Annotated in this window: 20 protein-coding genes and 1 rRNA gene; 19 read left to right on the top strand and 2 right to left on the bottom strand. The window is 52.5% G+C overall.

All coding sequences use genetic code 11. The features are described 5' to 3' along the window. Positions 1-147: 147 nt before the first annotated feature. The 16 genes from NGM66_RS04885 (at position 148) to NGM66_RS04810 (ending at position 13,872) form a co-directional block, all read left to right on the top strand. Complete coding sequence (locus NGM66_RS04885; RefSeq protein WP_208909995.1) at positions 148-888, top strand: YebC/PmpR family DNA-binding transcriptional regulator; 741 nt, start codon at positions 148-150, stop codon at positions 886-888. Between the two features lie 110 nt (positions 889-998). Beyond that, positions 999-1,958 (top strand): competence type IV pilus ATPase ComGA, encoded by a 960-nt coding sequence (gene comGA / locus NGM66_RS04880; RefSeq protein ID WP_245155245.1) that lies wholly within the window; start codon positions 999-1,001, stop codon positions 1,956-1,958. Beyond that, positions 1,897-2,949 carry a type II secretion system F family protein gene (locus NGM66_RS04875; protein WP_245155351.1) on the top strand — a complete coding sequence of 351 codons (1,053 nt, stop codon included), beginning with the start codon at positions 1,897-1,899 and terminating at the stop codon, positions 2,947-2,949. Before comGA ends, NGM66_RS04875 begins: the two co-directional genes overlap by 62 nt. Then, complete coding sequence (gene comGC, locus NGM66_RS04870; protein ID WP_208909994.1) at positions 2,942-3,253, top strand: competence type IV pilus major pilin ComGC; 312 nt, start codon at positions 2,942-2,944, stop codon at positions 3,251-3,253. Before NGM66_RS04875 ends, comGC begins: the two co-directional genes overlap by 8 nt. Next, the gene (locus NGM66_RS04865; RefSeq protein WP_258115416.1) at positions 3,243-3,404 is read left to right on the top strand and encodes a prepilin-type N-terminal cleavage/methylation domain-containing protein; all 162 of its coding nucleotides are present in this window, start codon (positions 3,243-3,245) and stop codon (positions 3,402-3,404) included. Before comGC ends, NGM66_RS04865 begins: the two co-directional genes overlap by 11 nt. Before the next feature lie 253 nt (positions 3,405-3,657). Continuing rightward, positions 3,658-3,864, top strand: coding sequence for a hypothetical protein (locus tag NGM66_RS04860; RefSeq protein WP_208909992.1), 207 nt, complete (start codon positions 3,658-3,660; stop codon positions 3,862-3,864). Then, positions 3,861-4,289, top strand: coding sequence for a prepilin-type N-terminal cleavage/methylation domain-containing protein (locus NGM66_RS04855; protein ID WP_208909991.1), 429 nt, complete (start codon positions 3,861-3,863; stop codon positions 4,287-4,289). Before NGM66_RS04860 ends, NGM66_RS04855 begins: the two co-directional genes overlap by 4 nt. 289 nt (positions 4,290-4,578) lie before the next feature. After that, positions 4,579-5,601, top strand: coding sequence for a class I SAM-dependent methyltransferase (locus NGM66_RS04850; protein ID WP_208909990.1), 1,023 nt, complete (start codon positions 4,579-4,581; stop codon positions 5,599-5,601). Positions 5,602-5,616: 15 nt separating this feature from the next. Next, positions 5,617-6,807: an acetate/propionate family kinase gene (locus NGM66_RS04845; protein ID WP_208909989.1), complete on the top strand. Its 1,191-nt coding sequence runs from the start codon at positions 5,617-5,619 to the stop codon at positions 6,805-6,807. Positions 6,808-7,168: 361 nt separating this feature from the next. Next, positions 7,169-8,581, top strand: coding sequence for an amino acid permease (locus NGM66_RS04840; protein WP_208909987.1), 1,413 nt, complete (start codon positions 7,169-7,171; stop codon positions 8,579-8,581). 190 nt (positions 8,582-8,771) lie between these two features. After that, positions 8,772-9,620 carry an aldo/keto reductase gene (locus NGM66_RS04835; RefSeq protein ID WP_208909985.1) on the top strand — a complete coding sequence of 283 codons (849 nt, stop codon included), beginning with the start codon at positions 8,772-8,774 and terminating at the stop codon, positions 9,618-9,620. Positions 9,621-9,634: 14 nt separating this feature from the next. Continuing rightward, positions 9,635-10,243: a metallophosphoesterase family protein gene (locus tag NGM66_RS04830; protein WP_208909983.1), complete on the top strand. Its 609-nt coding sequence runs from the start codon at positions 9,635-9,637 to the stop codon at positions 10,241-10,243. Positions 10,244-10,347: 104 nt separating this feature from the next. Beyond that, positions 10,348-11,733 (top strand): bifunctional metallophosphatase/5'-nucleotidase, encoded by a 1,386-nt coding sequence (locus NGM66_RS04825; RefSeq protein ID WP_208909981.1) that lies wholly within the window; start codon positions 10,348-10,350, stop codon positions 11,731-11,733. A gap of 5 nt (positions 11,734-11,738) precedes the next feature. Next, entirely contained in the window at positions 11,739-12,443 is a 705-nt protein-coding gene (locus NGM66_RS04820; RefSeq protein WP_208909978.1) for a YutD family protein, read from the top strand. 12 nt (positions 12,444-12,455) lie between these two features. Then, complete coding sequence (locus NGM66_RS04815; RefSeq protein ID WP_208909976.1) at positions 12,456-13,250, top strand: TIGR01457 family HAD-type hydrolase; 795 nt, start codon at positions 12,456-12,458, stop codon at positions 13,248-13,250. Continuing rightward, positions 13,243-13,872, top strand: coding sequence for a TIGR01906 family membrane protein (locus NGM66_RS04810; RefSeq protein WP_208909974.1), 630 nt, complete (start codon positions 13,243-13,245; stop codon positions 13,870-13,872). Before NGM66_RS04815 ends, NGM66_RS04810 begins: the two co-directional genes overlap by 8 nt. A gap of 72 nt (positions 13,873-13,944) precedes the next feature. Here the strand turns inward: NGM66_RS04810 and NGM66_RS04805 are convergent, their stop codons facing one another. Together NGM66_RS04805 and NGM66_RS04800 are read right to left on the bottom strand one after the other, a co-directional pair. Continuing rightward, positions 13,945-14,610, bottom strand: a complete 666-nt coding sequence (locus tag NGM66_RS04805) for a VTT domain-containing protein (RefSeq protein ID WP_208909973.1) — start codon at positions 14,608-14,610, stop codon at positions 13,945-13,947. Between the two features lie 132 nt (positions 14,611-14,742). Next, complete coding sequence (locus NGM66_RS04800) at positions 14,743-15,252, bottom strand: phosphatidylglycerophosphatase A family protein (protein ID WP_208909971.1); 510 nt, start codon at positions 15,250-15,252, stop codon at positions 14,743-14,745. Positions 15,253-15,382: 130 nt separating this feature from the next. Between NGM66_RS04800 and NGM66_RS04795 the strand changes: the two genes are divergently transcribed. From NGM66_RS04795 to NGM66_RS04785, 3 genes are all read left to right on the top strand, one after another. Next, positions 15,383-15,976, top strand: coding sequence for a peptidylprolyl isomerase (locus NGM66_RS04795; protein ID WP_125576644.1), 594 nt, complete (start codon positions 15,383-15,385; stop codon positions 15,974-15,976). Positions 15,977-16,020: 44 nt separating this feature from the next. Then, a complete protein-coding gene (locus NGM66_RS04790) occupies positions 16,021-16,410 on the top strand; it encodes a CvfD/Ygs/GSP13 family RNA-binding post-transcriptional regulator (RefSeq protein ID WP_208909969.1) in 390 nt (129 codons plus the stop codon). Between the two features lie 471 nt (positions 16,411-16,881). Next, positions 16,882-17,206 (top strand): 16S ribosomal RNA (locus NGM66_RS04785); the annotation flags it as partial.

The following is a 17,206-nucleotide window of genomic DNA, read 5'->3' as shown; positions in this document are numbered from 1 at the left end:
AAATTGGTGTGTATTTTATACATTTTTTATTGAATATAGAATAAATGAGCTAGGCAATTGAACACAACGGGAGTAAGTGCTAATATGAACAGTGTCTGTTTTATACGGAACGGATATCTAATAAAATTTTAGAAAAGAGGAGTTACGATGTCAGGACATTCTAAATGGCATAACATCCAGGGCCGGAAAAATGCTCAGGATGCAAAACGTGGAAAAATCTTCCAAAAAATCTCACGTGATTTGTACCAAGCTGCAAAAGCAGGTGGTCCTGATCCCGACGGTAACCCTCAACTTCGTTTGGAAATGGACAAGGCGCGGGCAGCTAACATGCCTAAGGAAAACATCAAGCGGGCTTTAGACAAGGCCTCTGGTGTTGGTGGCGCCAAGTTCGAAGAAATCACCTACGAAGGCTACGGTCCAGCCGGGACAGCGATCATGGTTGCTGCCTTAACGGATAACAAGAACCGGACGGCTGCGGCTGTGCGTTCTGCCTTCACGCATCATGGTGGCTCACTAGGTGCAGCGGGTTCCGTTTCATACATGTTTGATCGTAAGGGATACATTGTTATCCTGCGTGACGGCTTGGATACGGATGAAGATACGATGTTGATGGATGCTTTAGACGCCGGGGCGGACGACATGGAAACCACGGACGAAGAGTTCAAGATTTACACGGATCCTTCGAGTGAAGTTGCAGTCCGGGACGCCTTACAAGATAAGGGCTACAAGCTCGACACTGCTGAAGTTCGGATGTTCCCACAAAACACGACTGAAGTGCCAGAAGCCAAGGCTTCTCAATACCAAGGTTTAATCGACGAGTTGGAAGACAATGACGATGTTTCCGATATTTACGAAGCAGCCGTTTTGCCAGAAAACGTTGAAGACTAAATTCTGAAAGAAGATTCCTACGGGGGTCTTCTTTTTTTTCGCAAAAAATAAAAAAATCCACCACCTTTTGGCGTAGTTAACTTAAAGCGACTAAATGAGGAGGGTGACTCTTGCAAACCATCATCAACGAGTTGCTGGCTGCGGCGATTGCGCAACGGGCCAGCGACGTCTACATTTTGCCTCAAGCCAAGACCTATCAGATTCGTCTGCGCCATGCGACTGGGCTGGTGGCGTGGCGGACGCTGCCATTTGTTCGCGGGCAACAGGTCATCAGCTATTTCAAATTTCACGCGAACATGACGGTCAGTGAAAGCCGACGACCGCAAGTGGGAGCTATGACCTGGCCGGGGGACGTGCCCATTGAGCTGCGGTTCTCAACGGTTGGGGACTTTGCCAACCGCGAATCACTGGTGCTGCGGTTGATCTATCCGTATGCGCTCACGGCTAGTGCCTATTTGGTGCCCGCCCAGGAACGCCAGCTTCAGCAGGTTGCCAGTCGGCGGGGGTTGGTCTTACTGGCCGGGCCGACGGGAGCAGGGAAGACCACGACGCTTTACAACATCGCCAGTCAGTTAAGCGAGACGGCAGTGGTCTTGACCGTGGAGGACCCGGTTGAAATCAAGGAACCGCGGTTCATGCAGTTGCAGGTGAATCCGGCCGCGGGGATGACCTATGAGGCGTTGATCAAGGTCGGCTTGCGGCATCGTCCGGATGTCTTTATTGTTGGTGAGATTCGTGATGCCGCCACGGCCCAAGCGGCGATTCGGGCGGCACTCAGTGGCCACTTGGTCCTGAGCACGGTCCACGCCCAACACGCCGCGGGCGCCATCAGCCGCTTGCAAGACCTGGGCGTGGCCAATCAGCAGTTACGCCAGGTCCTGACCGCCAGCTGTTACCAGCGATTATTGCCACGCTTGGCGGGTGGCCCGGCGGTGTTATTAGACCTGTTACACGGTGAACAGTTATGGACGACCACACAAATGACGGAAAGGTGGCAGCAAAATCTTGATGAAGCAGTTCGCACCCATCAAATCTCTACGGCAACGGCGCAGCAATTTCAATTCGGGTAAGTGGTCGCTGGCGACCCAGGCTCGGTTTTGCCAACTATTGGCCGATCAACTGGCCAGTGGGTTTTCACTGCAACAGGCAGTCACTTTTCTCCGTACGGTCGATGGCCGCTTTCCCGCTGATCTGCAAGGCGTCGAGGCCGGATTACAAAACGGCGAGGCTCTGGTCGACTTGCTAACGCCGCACCTACAGGCCAACGTGTGCTTTCAGCTGCGGTTGACGACCACGTATGGCGACTTGGGACCGGCACTGGCAGAGGCGGCTAGTTTCTTGCGCCTACTGGCAACACAACGGCAAAAATTGCGGCAGCTGCTGGCGTATCCGGTGGGGTTATTCCTGGGGATGATCGGCTTATTTGCGACCCTGCAGGTGGGAATCTTACCACAGCTCCAGCAAGGCCTAGCGCCCAGTGTGCCGGTGACGGGGGCTTGGCGGCAATATCTCTGGCTGGGTGGTCTGGGGTTAGGGGGTCTGGGTGTGGTGACTGGCGCCAAATGGTGGCGGCGACAGCCGAGTCTGCGCTTGGCCAGCCTGTATTTACGGCTGCCGTTGGTGGGGCCGATTTTGCGGGCATACTATGGATACTACCTGACGGCCAATCTGAGCCAGTTGATCCGCAGTGGGTTGAGCGTGAAGCAAATGCTGACTATCTTACATCAGCTACCAGAACGGGCCTTGCTGTACCAACTGGCCGAGGTGCTCACGCGCCAATTGACGGTGGGCCGCTCACCGGTTGGCTGGTTACGTCGCCAGGACTTTATTCCCAGTCAAGTGGTAGTCTTTCTCAGCAAAGGTAGTACACCGCCACAGTTGGCCCGGGAGCTACAGGCCTTTAGCCAACTCCAATACCGTGAGTTGGTGCGCCGGCTGGAACGGGGCCTCGCGTTGGTTCAGCCGGTGTTATTGGGCGTAGTGGCACTCTTGATTGTGGGCGCCTATCTCAGCTTACTGTTGCCAATGTATCAAGACTTACAGGGGGTCTATCATGATTAGACGACGCCAGGGCTTTACCCTAGTGGAAATGACGATTGTGTTATTCATTATTTCATTACTGATTCTCGTCATCTTGCCGAACTTGAACAAGCAACGCCAGCGGGCCAACCAGATTCACGGCCACGCGATGGTCACGGTGGTTCAGGGCCAGGTGACGGCGTACTTGGAGGATCATCCCGGCCACCATGCCGTGACCTATGACGTGCTGACTAAGGAGCGGTACTTGACGACGGACCAAGCCAAACGCGCACAGGAAGAACACATCAAGATTGTCGACGAACGAGTCGTGACCGATGAGAAGTAGGGGCTTTACGTTGCTGGAAACACTGCTGGTTCTGGTCATCGTGACGGGCTTGACCACGTTGGTCAGTTTTCAGGGGACGCCACACCGGGCATTAATGACCGAGCGGGCGTTTTGGCCGGCCTGGCAGCGGATGTGGACGGCTGGACGGTAGCGTGCCAGACAGCAACGGGTACAGTTGGTAGCTGAGGTTCAGTCAAGTCAGCATCAAGTGGTCCTAGTGACGGCCAAGACGGCCCAAGTGGTTGGTCGGCTGCGCATCCCACCGACCTTGCAGCTACAAGGGGACAGTGGGCGTTGGCTAATTTATACGTCGGGGGCGTCCAAGGCCCAAACGCTCCGCTGGTATAGCACGGTCAGCCATCAGTATCTCAAACAAACTTTTCAACTAGGAGGCGGTATCTTTTATGTGGCAGTTGATCAAGCGTGAGCGTCGGCGGGGATGGATCCTCCCCGATGCCTTGTTGGCGATGAGCGTGGTGGCGACCAGTGTCATGCTGGCCCAGGGGTTCTTACAGACGACCCACCACTTGGAACAGCAACGCCAAGTCCACCTCCAGCAAGTCCGGCATCAACATGACGTGGCCTTGCAACACTGGTTGGCGGCGCAATGAGAAAACGGCAGGGATTTACCTTGATTGAAGCGCTGCTGGCGTTAGTGATCACCGCAGGCCTCTTTATCCTGGTCAGCGGGGTCGGCCGGGCCTTCTTGCGACCGATTCAGCGCGACCCCATCGCCTGGTATCAGGTCGTTCAGGCACTTGAACAAGACGGGCGTTACCGTTTGGTGCGGACCAGTGATGAAGTGTTAGTGGTCCGTGACCAGCAAGAAAATCGTGAGGTCGCGCTACGGGTCGATAGCAAGCGGACCCTCAAGCTGACCAACGTCAACCGGCACGGCTATTATCCGCTATTGCGAGACGTGACGGCGATTCATTGGGAAACACTGAAGTTGGGAGTGGTTAGATTAAAACTCAAACAAGCCGGTCTACCGGTACAAACGACGCTGGTCGATCTGCGCGGCATCAGGGGTTCTTGACCTTATGGGCGCTGTTCTTTTTGATGAGTGTGAGCTTGTTCATTAGCTTGGTCGGTGTAGGACTGACGGCGAGACGCGAGACGACGCGCCAACTTGAACAAGATTTTCAAGCGAGTACCCGCACGATTGCCAAACAGACTAGTCAGCATGTGAAAAAACGGCATAGCTTCCGGCGTTCCAAGCCGCTAAAACAGGATTCTCCGCAAAGATTGCTTGAATAACGTTCGAAAAATCGGTAGTATAGATAGCGGATACAATGTGTTATGGAATATTCACAAGGAGGCGAAGCGTGCTGTCACAAGAACAGACTGAAGCGCTCTTTAAGGTCCTCGATGAGTCGACCACGACCTTACAAGCAGCACTAAGCACATCTTATTTAGATGCGTTCGTTGAGACGGGAGATAACCTCCTGAACGGACAAGTTCAAGTTGAAGACGGTCGCCCTGATCAGGAGACCGTGGCAAAACTGACCGACCTTTATCAACAGGCCGATTGGCAAAGCTTTGATAGCGAAACGGTTCGGCGAGCGGTGCAATTGGCCATGCTCAAGGCAATTCGCATCGACGAAATCCAAGCCAATCATCAGTTAACGCCTGATACGATTGCTTACATTATGGGGTACCTGGTGACCCGCCTGGAAAAGGGCAAGACACACTTGACCTTACTGGATCTGACGGTAGGGACGGGCAACTTGTTAACCGCCGTGATTTCACAGCTAAAAGGTGTGGTGACTGGTAAGATTGACGCGTACGGGGTGGATAACGACGATTCCATGTTAGCCATCGCACAGACGTCCAGTGACCTGCAACGGGTCCCAGTGGAACTCATCCACCAAGACGCCTTGGAGCGGTTACTGGTCCCAGCCAGTGATTTGATCGTGGCTGACTTACCGATCGGCTATTACCCGGTTGACGACAATGCGGTTAATTTCCATACCGCAGCCAAGTCCGGACACACCTACGTGCATCATTTGCTCTTGGAACAAGCGTTGAATCAACTGACACCAGGCGGCATTGGCGTCTTCTTGGTGCCATCGCAGCTGTTCCAGAGTGAACAAGCCCCTAACTTACTGAAGTGGCTCCCCAATAACGCTTACTTACAAGGGTTATTGAACCTGCCAAGTGAGCTATTTGCTAACGCCAACGCCCAAAAGGCCATTCTGATCTTACAGAAACCCGGGGCTGGTGCTAAGCAAGTTGAACAAGTCATGTTGGGAGAGTTCCCATCATTTAAGAATCAATCAGCGTTCCAAAAGTTTGTTGCGGAAATCGTCCAGTGGGAAGAACAAAATCTGCTGACGGATCGCACATAAAAGGAGAAATACCACATGGGAAAATCATTAGCAATTAACGCCGGCAGCTCGACTTTAAAGTTCAAGTTATTCCAAATGCCTGAAGAAACGGTCATTGCCGAAGGTGCCATTGACCGGATCGGTCTGGGTAACTCATTAGTCGAAATCAAATACGGTGACGGCCAAAAGTACGAAACGCATGAAGACATCAACGACCACAGTGCCGCTATCCAATTGATGTTAGACCAATTGACGGCCCTTAATATCATCACGGACTTCAACGAAATTACTGGGATTGGTCACCGGGTCGTTGCCGGTGGGCAAGACTTCAAGGATTCTGCCGTCATTACCGATGATGTCTTACAAAAGATCAAGGACCTGTCCGAATACGCACCACTGCACAACCCAGCCGCTGTCTTGGGCATCGAAGCCTTCAAGAAGATTTTGCCTAACGTGCTGAGTGTCGCGGTCTTTGATACGTCATTCCATACGTCCATGCCACAAGAAAATTACATGTACGCGATTCCTTACGAATACTACGAAAAGTTTGGGGCACGGAAGTACGGTGCCCACGGAACGAGCCACCGTTACGTCGCTGGCCGGGCCGCTGCCATGTTGGGCAAGCCATTGAAGGACTTGAAGCTGATCACGATGCACCTGGGTGCCGGTGGTTCTATCACCGCTATCAAGAATGGTAAGTCATACGACACGTCCATGGGCTTCACGCCACTGGCCGGAATCGAAATGGCTACCCGTTCTGGGGATATCGATGCATCCTTAGTTGCTTACTTGATGGAAAAACTCAATATCGACAAGCCTAACGACATGATCAATATCTTGAACAAGAAGTCTGGTTTGATTGGTGTTTCCGGTGTTTCCGCTGATATGCGTGACTTGGAAAAGGTTCAAGCCAAGAACCCACGGGCTAAGTTGGCACGTGACATGTTCATCAACCGGATCGTCCGTTACGTCGGCGCTTACCTTGCTGAATTAGGCGGCGCAGATGCCATCGTCTTCACGGCCGGTGTTGGTGAAAATGATATTATGATTCGCCAAGAAGTCGCTGACAAGTTGGCTTACTTTGGTATTGCCGTTGACCCTGAAAAGAATGATATTCGTGGGGTTGAACGTGACTTGAGTAAGGAAGGGTCAAAGATCAAGACCTTACTGATCCCAACCGATGAAGAATTAATGATCGTTCGTGACATCGAACGTTTACGTAAATAATGAGTCTATTGACTGCTGTCCTGGATGGGGCGGCAGTCTTTTTTTGGCTGACGCAGGCTCCTGGTTGCACTAATTTTACGGATAGAACACTATCATTCCAGAAATTAATACGCTAAGTCTACTTTCTTGCTTGCAGTCTGTCGTTGCTAACGGTTAACGCGCAACCAAATTAAAGGTGCCCAGCACCCCAACAAGTGGTGTTCACTGATAGATGAACAACTTTCACCTAAAACAAATAAAGGTGACGTAAAGTGGTTTACACCGGGACGCAAAGCTATTTAATTTACCGAACCAACCAGTGCGGGTACTGGCATTCCCCCTTTGGCAGTGTATAATGAATTTCAACAAAGGGGCGATTAAGATGAAAAAAAGTCAAGTGAATGATAACCAAGAGTTCTCACGTGGCCTTCAGAGTCGTCACGTCCAACTGATTGCGCTGGGGGGCACAATCGGGACGGGGCTATTCTTGGGGGCCGGCCAATCGATTCACCTTGCAGGACCATCCATCGTGTTGGCTTACCTGGTGACCGGGGTGATGTGTTTCCTACTAATGCGGGCGTTAGGGGAGCTACTGCTCTCAGACTTGAATGCCCATTCTTACATTGATTTTATCCAACGCTATTTAGGTGACAACATGAGTTTCGTGGCGGGCTGGACTTACTGGGTCTGCTGGATCACAATTGCCATGGCCGAGATCACCGCGGCCGGCCAATACATGCAGTTCTGGTTCCCGCACCTGCCACAGTGGGTGACCGGGTTAGTCCTGTTAGGAATTCTGTTGACGCTGAACTCCGTGACCGTCAGTGCCTTTGGCGAAACGGAATTCTGGTTTGCCATTATCAAAATTGTGGCGATCGTGGCCTTGATCTTAGCCGGAGCCTACATGGTAGCCGTGCACTATCCAACGCCAGCGGGGCACGCCAGCGTCGCCAACCTGGCTACGGGCGGCTTCTTTGCCCACGGTGCCAAGGGCTTCTTCCTGTCATTTCAAATGGTACTCTTCAGTTTTGTCGGTATTGAAATGGTGGGGATGACCGCTTCCGAAACGGCTAATCCCAAGAAGGTCTTGCCTAAGGCGATTAACGAAATTCCGATGCGAATCATCCTGTTTTACCTGGGCTCCTTGTTAGCCCTGATGTGCATCTACCCTTGGCAAGCCGTGTCACCAACCAGCAGTCCCTTTGTTCAGGTCTTCAAGAACGTGGGTATTCAATCGGCGGCGGCCGTCATCAACTTCGTGGTCTTGACCGCGGCGGCTTCGGCCTGCAACAGCTCGTTGTTCACAACTGGGCGGATGCTGTTCTCACTGACGTACCAAGGTAAGAGTCGCTTTGCGAAGCACATGGGGACCCTGTCCCGCGCCCAAGTGCCGGTGCCCGCACTGCGGTTCTCCACGCTGATCATCGCGGTATCTGTCTTCTTGAACTTCATCATGCCGGGCCACGTCTTCGCGTTTGTCTCCAGTGTGGCGACGACTTGCTTCCTGTTTATCTGGGGAGCTATCGTGGTGGCCCATCTGAAATTCAAGCGGCAACAGCTGGCAGCCGGAATCACCAACAAGTTTCACCTGCCACTGTTCCCGTGGAGTGATTACTTCATCTTGGCCTTCCTGGCAATGGTCGGGATCGTCTTACTCTTCAGAACGGACACGTTGGTTGCCCTGATTGGGTCCGTGGTCTGGTTAGTGGCGTTAAGCATTGGTAAATACCTGAAGGACCGGCGCGCGGCCGAACATACCGTCTCCGTGGGTTCGGATGAGTCTAATTTAAAATAAACGGACAGGGGGTCAGGACAAGCTAGTTCTGGCCCTTTTCGTCTATCTGAAATAAGGTCAAAACAAGGGGCCTAAGCCAGCGAAAAACCAGTGGAAGTGCTAGGATAGGAAGTGAGTCGAAACAAATTTTAGGCGGCTGAACAGGACGCCGTCACAGATTGAAAAGTTAATGAAACAGAGGGTGTGGCAAATGAAACAAGTAACGATTGACGGGCAACAGGTCCCAGCGATTGGCATCGGCACGTGGCACATGGGTGACCGCCCAGCCCAGCGAGAAACGGAGATTGCGGCCATTCAGGCTGGCATCGCGGCAGGTGCCCGCGTAATCGACACTGCGGAGATGTACGGTTCCGGCCGGGCAGAGAACCTGGTAGGCGAGGCTTTGGCCCCGATTAACCGGCAAAAGCTCTACCTCATTTCCAAGGTGCTACCCGAAAATGCGTCACGGCAACGGATGGCCACCAGCCTTGAGGCCAGCTTGAAGCGGTTGCGGACGGACTACCTGGACCTCTACCTGTACCATTGGCGTGGCAGCGTTCCACTGGCAGAGACCGTCGCCGAGTTACAACGCTTGCAGCAGTCCGGCAAGATTCGGGCATGGGGCGTGTCCAACTTTGATATTGACGACCTCCAGGAACTGTGGGGCCTGCCCGGTGGTGACCAGGCCGTGGCCAACGAGGATCTGTACCACTTGGGCAGTCGGGGTGTGGAATACGCCGTCTTGCCGTGGCAACGGGACCATCAGCTGCCCTTCGTTGCCTATTCACCAATTGCACAGGGTGATTCTTGGGGTCATCATCTGGCAACCAATGACGTGGTCAAGCAGATTGCAGCTCAGCACCACGCGACGGTTTACCAGATTCTATTGGCCTGGGTGATTCGGCAGGGCGATGTCTTGGCGATTCCGCAAACCAGCTCGGTCGCGCACATGAATGAAAACATTGCGGCTGGTGAGTTGACGCTAAGTCCGGCTGAACTCGCGCTGTTGGACCAACAATTTCCGGCGCCAACCAGCAAACAACCACTCGATATTCTCTAGAAGGGGGAGCACTCATGGAATTTTTTACGTCAGATACACATTTCTTTCACGAAGACCTACTGGGCGACAGTGATTTTGCCCCACGGCCATTTGCAAACGTGGCGGAAATGAACCAGACCATCATTGATAATTGGAACGCGCGGGTGGCACCGACGGATACTGTGTATCACCTGGGCGACATTGCGTTGTACTTTACCAAGCCAGCCGTCAAGTCCGACGAGGCGGTGTGTGACGTCTTGAGCCAGCTGAACGGTCACCTGGAATTGATCAAGGGCAACCACGACAGCCGCGCCCTGTTCAAATACTTGGCGGCACACAATCCCATCGACCATGGTCAGCCGAAATTCGCCTTCCACGACGTTGGCGTGCTGATCAAGTATGATCACCGGCAGTACTACATGACCCACTACCCAATGATGCTGGGCATCGTCAAGCAGATCATCAACCTGCACGGGCACATCCACCATTACGCGGTACCGGTGAAGGAAAACATCAACGTCGGCGTCGACACGCCGGAACAACAATACCTGGACCAGCCGCTGCCATTTGGCACGCCATTTTCCACCAGTGAGATTGAGCAAATGGTTACGGGCAAGGCCCAAGAATTTCAGGCAAAACAGTAGCCGTTGGGCTGGCAACGAAATTTGACCGGGACCCGCGCTTGCGCTTGACCGTTTTCCCCCAATGCCGTACGATTAAACTCAGTGTTAAGAGGAGAAATGAGACAATGGAACGGATTACCATCTTGCATACCAACGACCTGCATTCGCACTTTGAGAATTGGCCGCGGATTCGGCGGTACTTGGCGGCCACGCGGCAGAGTGCCCAGCAGGCGGGCGACACCGTCTACACCTTTGACCTCGGGGACCATATCGACCGGGTTCACCCGGTCAGCGAGGCCACGGTTGGGCAAAAAAACATTGAATTGATGAATCAAATTGGGTATGACGCGGCGACGATTGGCAACAACGAGGGGCTAGGTTTCATGCGGCCTCAGTTGGACCATTTGTACGACCACGCCAATTTTCCGGTAATCTTGGGCAATATCCTAACGGGTGATACCCACGAGCAACCCAAGTGGGCGGTCGACCATAAGCTGTTCACCACGGCGGCGGGGACCCGCGTGTTAGTCCTGGGACTGACGGCGCCGTATCATTTGACGTATCCGTTGGCCGGTTGGCAGCCAATCGGCGTGCAACCCGCGCTGACGCAATTGCTTCAGACGTATGCCGGGCAATTTGACGTGTGCGTCTTGCTGTCGCATCTGGGCCTAGACGTGGACCGGAAGATTGCCAAGCGCTTTCCACAGGTGACCGTCATCATTGGCAGTCACACCCACCATCTCTTGCCACACGGCGAGCAAGACCAGCACAGTCTGTTGGCAGCGGCCGGTAAATGGGGCCGTTACGTGGGCCGCATCACGTTGGACCTGACGGATCACCAGGTCACGCACGCCACAGCCGGGGTAGTGGAGACGGCCACGTTGCCGGAAGCACCGGGGGATGCCGCTGAGATCGCCGGTTTGCAAGAATTGGGCGAGTCCATCTTGTCAGAACAGCGCGTGGCGAACTTGCCCGTTGACTTGGAAGCCAATCCGGTCGGCGACTCGCAGTTGATTCGAGAGGGGCTACACGCCATTGCGGAGTACGCGGGGACCGACGCGGCCGTGCTGAATGCCGGTCTCTTTTTACGCGACTTACCCCGCGGCGTCGTCAACCAAAAGCAGCTTCACGACCTGTTGCCACACAACATGCACGTGATGACCATCACGCTGAGTGGCTATGACCTGTGGCGTTTGGTCCAGGAATTTGAGTTGGCACGGTTATTTTTACGCTACTTTCCGCAAAAAGGCATGGGGTTTCGTGGTAAAATCTTTGGTGAACTCAATTATTTGGGTATCGCCTATGACGCCCAGACCCATGCGGTGACGTGGCGGGGTGAACCGCTGTCGCCGACCAAGCAATACACGATTGCGGGACTGGACCATTACTTGTTCATTCCATTTTTCCCGACAATTTCAATCGTGGGTAAGAATCAAATTTTATATCAAGACTTATTACGGGAAGTGTTTGCCAAATATCTGGGTAAGCATTACCCCTTATCTCGTAACTAGAAAGGATGACGACGGTGGATCGCAAGGATTTAGAGGCACTCGTTGCCGAGCAAAAGGAGAACCGGGAGCCAGCCGCCGAAGTGGTGCGGGTGGATGAGACTCACATTGCCATCAATAACCATCCTTATGAATTGGTGACTGACGTGCGTGATGGCTTTGATTTCACGGAGTTTGCCCAGCGCTTCAGCACGATTCTGAGTAAATATGACTATATTGTGGGAGACTGGGGCTTCGAACAACTCCGATTGAAGGGCTTTTACGCGGAGGACCGCGCAGGGGCCAAGCAAAATCAAATCGACGCGGTGCAAGACTACTTGTATGAGTCCTGTAACTTTGGCTGCGCCTACTTTATTTTGCACAACCTGGACGTGAAATCAGCGCCCAAGCCGCGTCGTCCCCGTCGCCGCCGGAACTCGCGCAACCAGTCGTCTGGGGCACAGACGGATAAGACGCCGCAACAGAAGACGGAAAATGCCCGTCCCGCTACCGCCAAGCCGGAGACCAAGCAGCATCAGGGCAATACCGGTAATGGCAATGGTAACGGGCCGCACCGGCGTCGGTCACGTAGACGACACCGCAACACCAACCATCCCTACACCGAGGAGCGGCGACCAGTCGCTAAGCCGACGCCCAATAGCCAAAAAACGGTGACGGTGGCCTCGGGTGGCCAGGGACGGCGGCATTTTACCATTCGTAAAAAAGAAGATTAGGGAGAGTTGGCAGTGAAAAAGTATCAGGCATATTTGATTGATCTCGACGGCACCATTTACGCGGGGACCCAGCGTTATCCCAAGGCCAAACGGTTTGTGGAACGCCTTCAGGCCGCGCAAATTCCGTTCAAGTTTGTGACCAATAACACCACCAAACTCCCGGTAGACGTGGTGGCTAATTTAGCCGACAATCACGACATTCATGTGACCACGGATAACGTGTACACCGCGGGACTGGCGACGGCGGACTTTCTGGACAAACGCGCTGGTCGTTCCGGCAAGCGCACGGTCTACGTGGTCGGTGAGATTGGCCTTCGCCAAGCGTTGACGGCCAAGGGGTTTACGGTCGATGAGGACCATCCCGAATACGTGGTGGTCGGCTTGGATAGCGACGTAACCTACGAGAAGTTTGCCAAGGCTATTTTAGCGATTCGTAGCGGGTCGACCTTTATCGGTACCAATTCGGATTCCAACATCCCCAAGGCACGGGGCTTGATGCCCGGTGCTGGGGCATTGGTCGATCTGGTCCGTTACGCCACGCAGACGCCCCCCATTTTCGTGGGCAAGCCAGAACCGATTATCTTAGAGAACTCCTTGCGGCAAATGGGCGTGGCCCCCGCGGATGCCATCATGGTCGGGGACAATTATCAAACTGATATCTTGGCGGGCATTCACGCGGGTACGGACACCTTACTGACGTACACCGGTGTTTCGACGCCAGCGCAAGTGGCCCAGCAGGCGATTCAGCCGACCTATACGGTGCCGGACCTGGATCACTGGAACCTGGAGGCGGGGCCGATTGACTAGAGGACAACGGTGGGGCGGTTTGACCGCTCTGTTTCTGGCGTTGGTCACCCTCAGTATTTTTCTGACGATCAACGCTGTGTGGCTTTATCGTTTGGATATTCACTGGCTTAATATCACCCAGGAGGTCCAGATGGCGCCGGCCAAGATTATGCATAATTATTGGCAAATGCTAAGCTATCTGGAATTGCCGTGGGTGACGGACCTTAAGATGACGGACTTTCCCACGTCGTTTACGGGGATGGTCCACTTCCATGACGTGAAGAATCTCTTCTTACTCAATAACGTGGTCCTGTTGCTCAGTGTGACGCCAGCAGTCCTGTACTTGCGGCAGCTGAAACGGCGAGCTGAACAGTGGCGCTTGTTGCGGCCTGTACAGGTAGCGGCAGTCGTTCCGATTGTGCTCGGGGCCATGTTAGCCGTGAACTTCAATGGCTTTTTCATAGCCTTTCACGAGGTATTGTTCCGCAACAACGATTGGATCTTTGACCCGGATCTCGATCCCATCATCAATGCGCTACCGGACACGTTCTTCCTGCACTGCTTCGTGTTGGCCTTCGTGCTGTTTGAAGCTGGGTTAGCGGTGCTGTACTGGCGAGCTCGGGTCGCAATCAAACGCGCTTGATTGAAAAATTAAACGATATGTAAAAAAGAGCTTGGACGACGTTTGCCGTTCAAGCTCTTTAAGTATCAGTGTTTAGTCGTCTTCCGGGAGACTACTCGGGGTTGCTGGGTGGCGACCCTTGAGCCAGCCCACGATGGCGGGAATCAAGGAAATGACGATGATGCCCAGCACGACTGCGGAGAAGTGGGACTTGACGAAGGGGATGTTACCGAAGAAGTAACCGCCCCCGCAGCAGATGGCCACCCAGGTGAGGGCAGCGCTCACGTTGTATTTTAGAAAACGGCGGTAAGGAAACTGTGACCCGGCCGCGGTGAAGGGGACAAACGTCCGAATGATCGGCATGAACCGGCCCAAGAAGATGGCCAAGGGGCCGTGCTTACGGAAGAATTTCTCCGACTGGGCGAGCTTGTCCTTGTTGATGAGTCGCCCGAACCAAGAGTGGCTAGACAGTGCGGCGCCGGCCTTACCTCCTAAGTAGAAGTTCAGCGAGTCACCGCCAATGGCTGCCAATAAGAACAGGGCCACGAAGAACCAGATGTTTAAGCCATATGCGGGATTCGCAGCCAAAGCCGCCGCGGCGAATAACAGTGAATCGCCGGGAAGGAATGGGAGAATGACCGCACCAGTTTCAACAAAAACGATGGCGAACAAAATAAAATAAGTGGAACCGCCAAACGTATTGACGATATTGACCAGGTGGTCGTCGATGTGTAAGACAAAATCGATTAGATATCCCATTAAGGTACTCCTTATGCATTAATTTTAATTTCAAACACTATTGTAGAAGCTTTTGCGTTCACCGTCAGTAGCGACAGTGAAACTTAACCAAATTGTCAGGTTTAGCCGCGGTCGGTCAGGTCATTCAGCCAACTATTTAAATGGCGTATCTTCCTCACCGGCGTCATCATGGGCCAACCGAGCAGCGGCCGCGGCGGCAATGGCACCAACCAGGTCGTCTAGGAAGGTGTGAATGATGCCCGGTTCATGGGCGTTGAGCTTGGCTAGAATACCAGGCTTGACCCGGTCGATATAGCCATAGTTGGTGAAACCGATGGACCCGTAAATGTCGACGATGGATAACGCCATGGTCTCGTCGACGCCGTAGAGCCCTTCGTCACGTTCAACGATGGTCTGTAGCGGCTCTAACAGGCTGTGTTGTTCGGCGGCAATGTCTAATTGAATACCGGTGATGACGGCATTTTGGACTTCCCGCTTGTGGAGAACGGTCTGGACGCTATCTAACGCATCGGCCGGAGTCAGGTCAGCAATATAATCTTTTTGCAAGAAAATGACGAGGGCAGCGATGTCCGTCAATTGGACCCCACGCTGGTTCAGCAGGTCAATGGTCCGTTGCCTTAACGCCGTAGTTGGTTTTGTCATTTATGAGAGGCTTCCTTTCATTATGTGTCGTGTTCTCCTAGTATACCACCGATGCTGTCAGTTGCATTTTTAACGGTTGGCGGTGATAATAGATAAGCAGAAAGTGTTTTAAAAGATATGGAGGATAATTATGACAAAGTTTCCACAAATTGATTTGGCTAACGCCAGGGGTCCACAAGTAACGATTGAAACGTCCATGGGGACCATTCAGCTGCAACTCTTCCCCGAACAAGCACCAAAGACAGTTGAAAACTTTGTGACCCACGCCAAGGCCGGTTACTATGACGGCTTGACTTTCCACCGGGTCATTCCTAACTTTATGATTCAAGGTGGCGACCCAACCGGAACGGGGATGGGTGGCGAAAGTATTTGGGGCCAACCATTCGAAGATGAGTTCTCCCAGGAGTTGTACAACCTGCGGGGGGCCGTTTCCATGGCCAATGCCGGTCCTAACACCAACGGCAGTCAGTTCTTTATCGTTCAGGATAAGGATATGACGGAACAAATGCAAGGACAAATGAAGGATGCCGGTTTCCCAGACGAAATCGTGGATGCCTACAAAGATGGTGGGACCCCTTGGTTGGACTTCCGCCACACGGTCTTTGGTCAAGTGACTGAAGGGATGGATGTTGTCGACGCCATTGCGCAAGTCAAGACGGATGCCAGTGACCAACCAGCAACGCCAGTGACCATGGACAAGGTAACTGTCAAAGAAGCCGAATAAGGTCGATTGGCTGTACGGCTGGTGATCATAAGGAGGGCGAGACGATGCCGTTTCAAATTGGTCAGCGGGTCACGGGTCACATTACGGGGATTCAACCCTATGGGGCATTTGTCAGCCTAGGCGGTCATCGCCAGGGTCTGATTCATATCTCCGAATGTCATTGTGGCTACGTCAAAGATATTCACGACTATTTAAAGGTCAACCAAGAAGTCAATGTGGTGATTTTGGATATTGATGAGTTCACGGGAAAAATTAGTTTGTCTCTACGATGCTTAGAACACGTGAAGTATACTCAGGAGCCCCCGGAACATCAGCACCGTCATTACTGGACGAATCATCGCGTCAATATTGGGTTTAAGCCCATTGCCGACCGCTTACCAGGGTGGAAAACCGAAGCACTGCAACGGTTAGACCAAGATCAAGCTTCCTCTTAAGAGGGGGCTTTTTATTTTTTTACGTTTTCCCCTTGACCTCTGGGGGGATGATTGGTAAGATATTACCTGTTGCTGTTTGAGGCAGCTGATGCATAAATAACAAATTATTGAATAGTCATTCAGATTTGAAATTTATGCTTGACGAGCTAAACGACAACTGATACAATGATTTATGTTGTCACGAAGCGTCACGGAAAATTCATTTCTTCATTTGAATGTTGAATAAATATTCAAATAAAGTTGAAAAAGATGTTGACACGCTTCAAACAGCATGATATACTTTAAAAGTTGTCACGGAGCAATTGCTTCTCTGATAACTTGGTAGACCTTTGAAAACTGAACATTGTTTCGACAAACCAAATATGTGTAGGGCGGTTTGATACTTGATATCAAACCCAAACAATATTTGCGAAGTCAATTCGCTTTTAAAAATGTAACAACAATCGATGAGCTATTCAAGCACATCATCTATAAGATGAGAGTTTGATCCTGGCTCAGGACGAACGCTGGCGGCATGCCTAATACATGCAAGTCGAACGAGCTTCCGTTGATTGACGTGCTTGCACTGATTTCAACCATGAAGCGAGTGGCGAACTGGTGAGTAACACGTGGGAAATCTGCCCAGAAGCAGGGGATAACACTTGGAAACAGGTGCTAATACCGTATAACAACAAGAACCGCATGGTTCTTGTTTGAAAGGTGGTTTCGGCTATCACTTCTGGATGATCCCGCGGCGTATTAGTTAGTTGGTGAGGTAAAGGCCCACCAAGACAATGATACGTAGCCGACCTGAGAG

This window comes from Levilactobacillus yiduensis, assembly GCF_024718525.1.
Taxonomy (GTDB): Bacteria; Bacillota; Bacilli; order Lactobacillales; family Lactobacillaceae; genus Levilactobacillus; species Levilactobacillus yiduensis.
The sequence above is the reverse complement of the archived record's forward strand: the minus strand, read 5'-3'. Positions and strand labels throughout refer to the sequence as shown.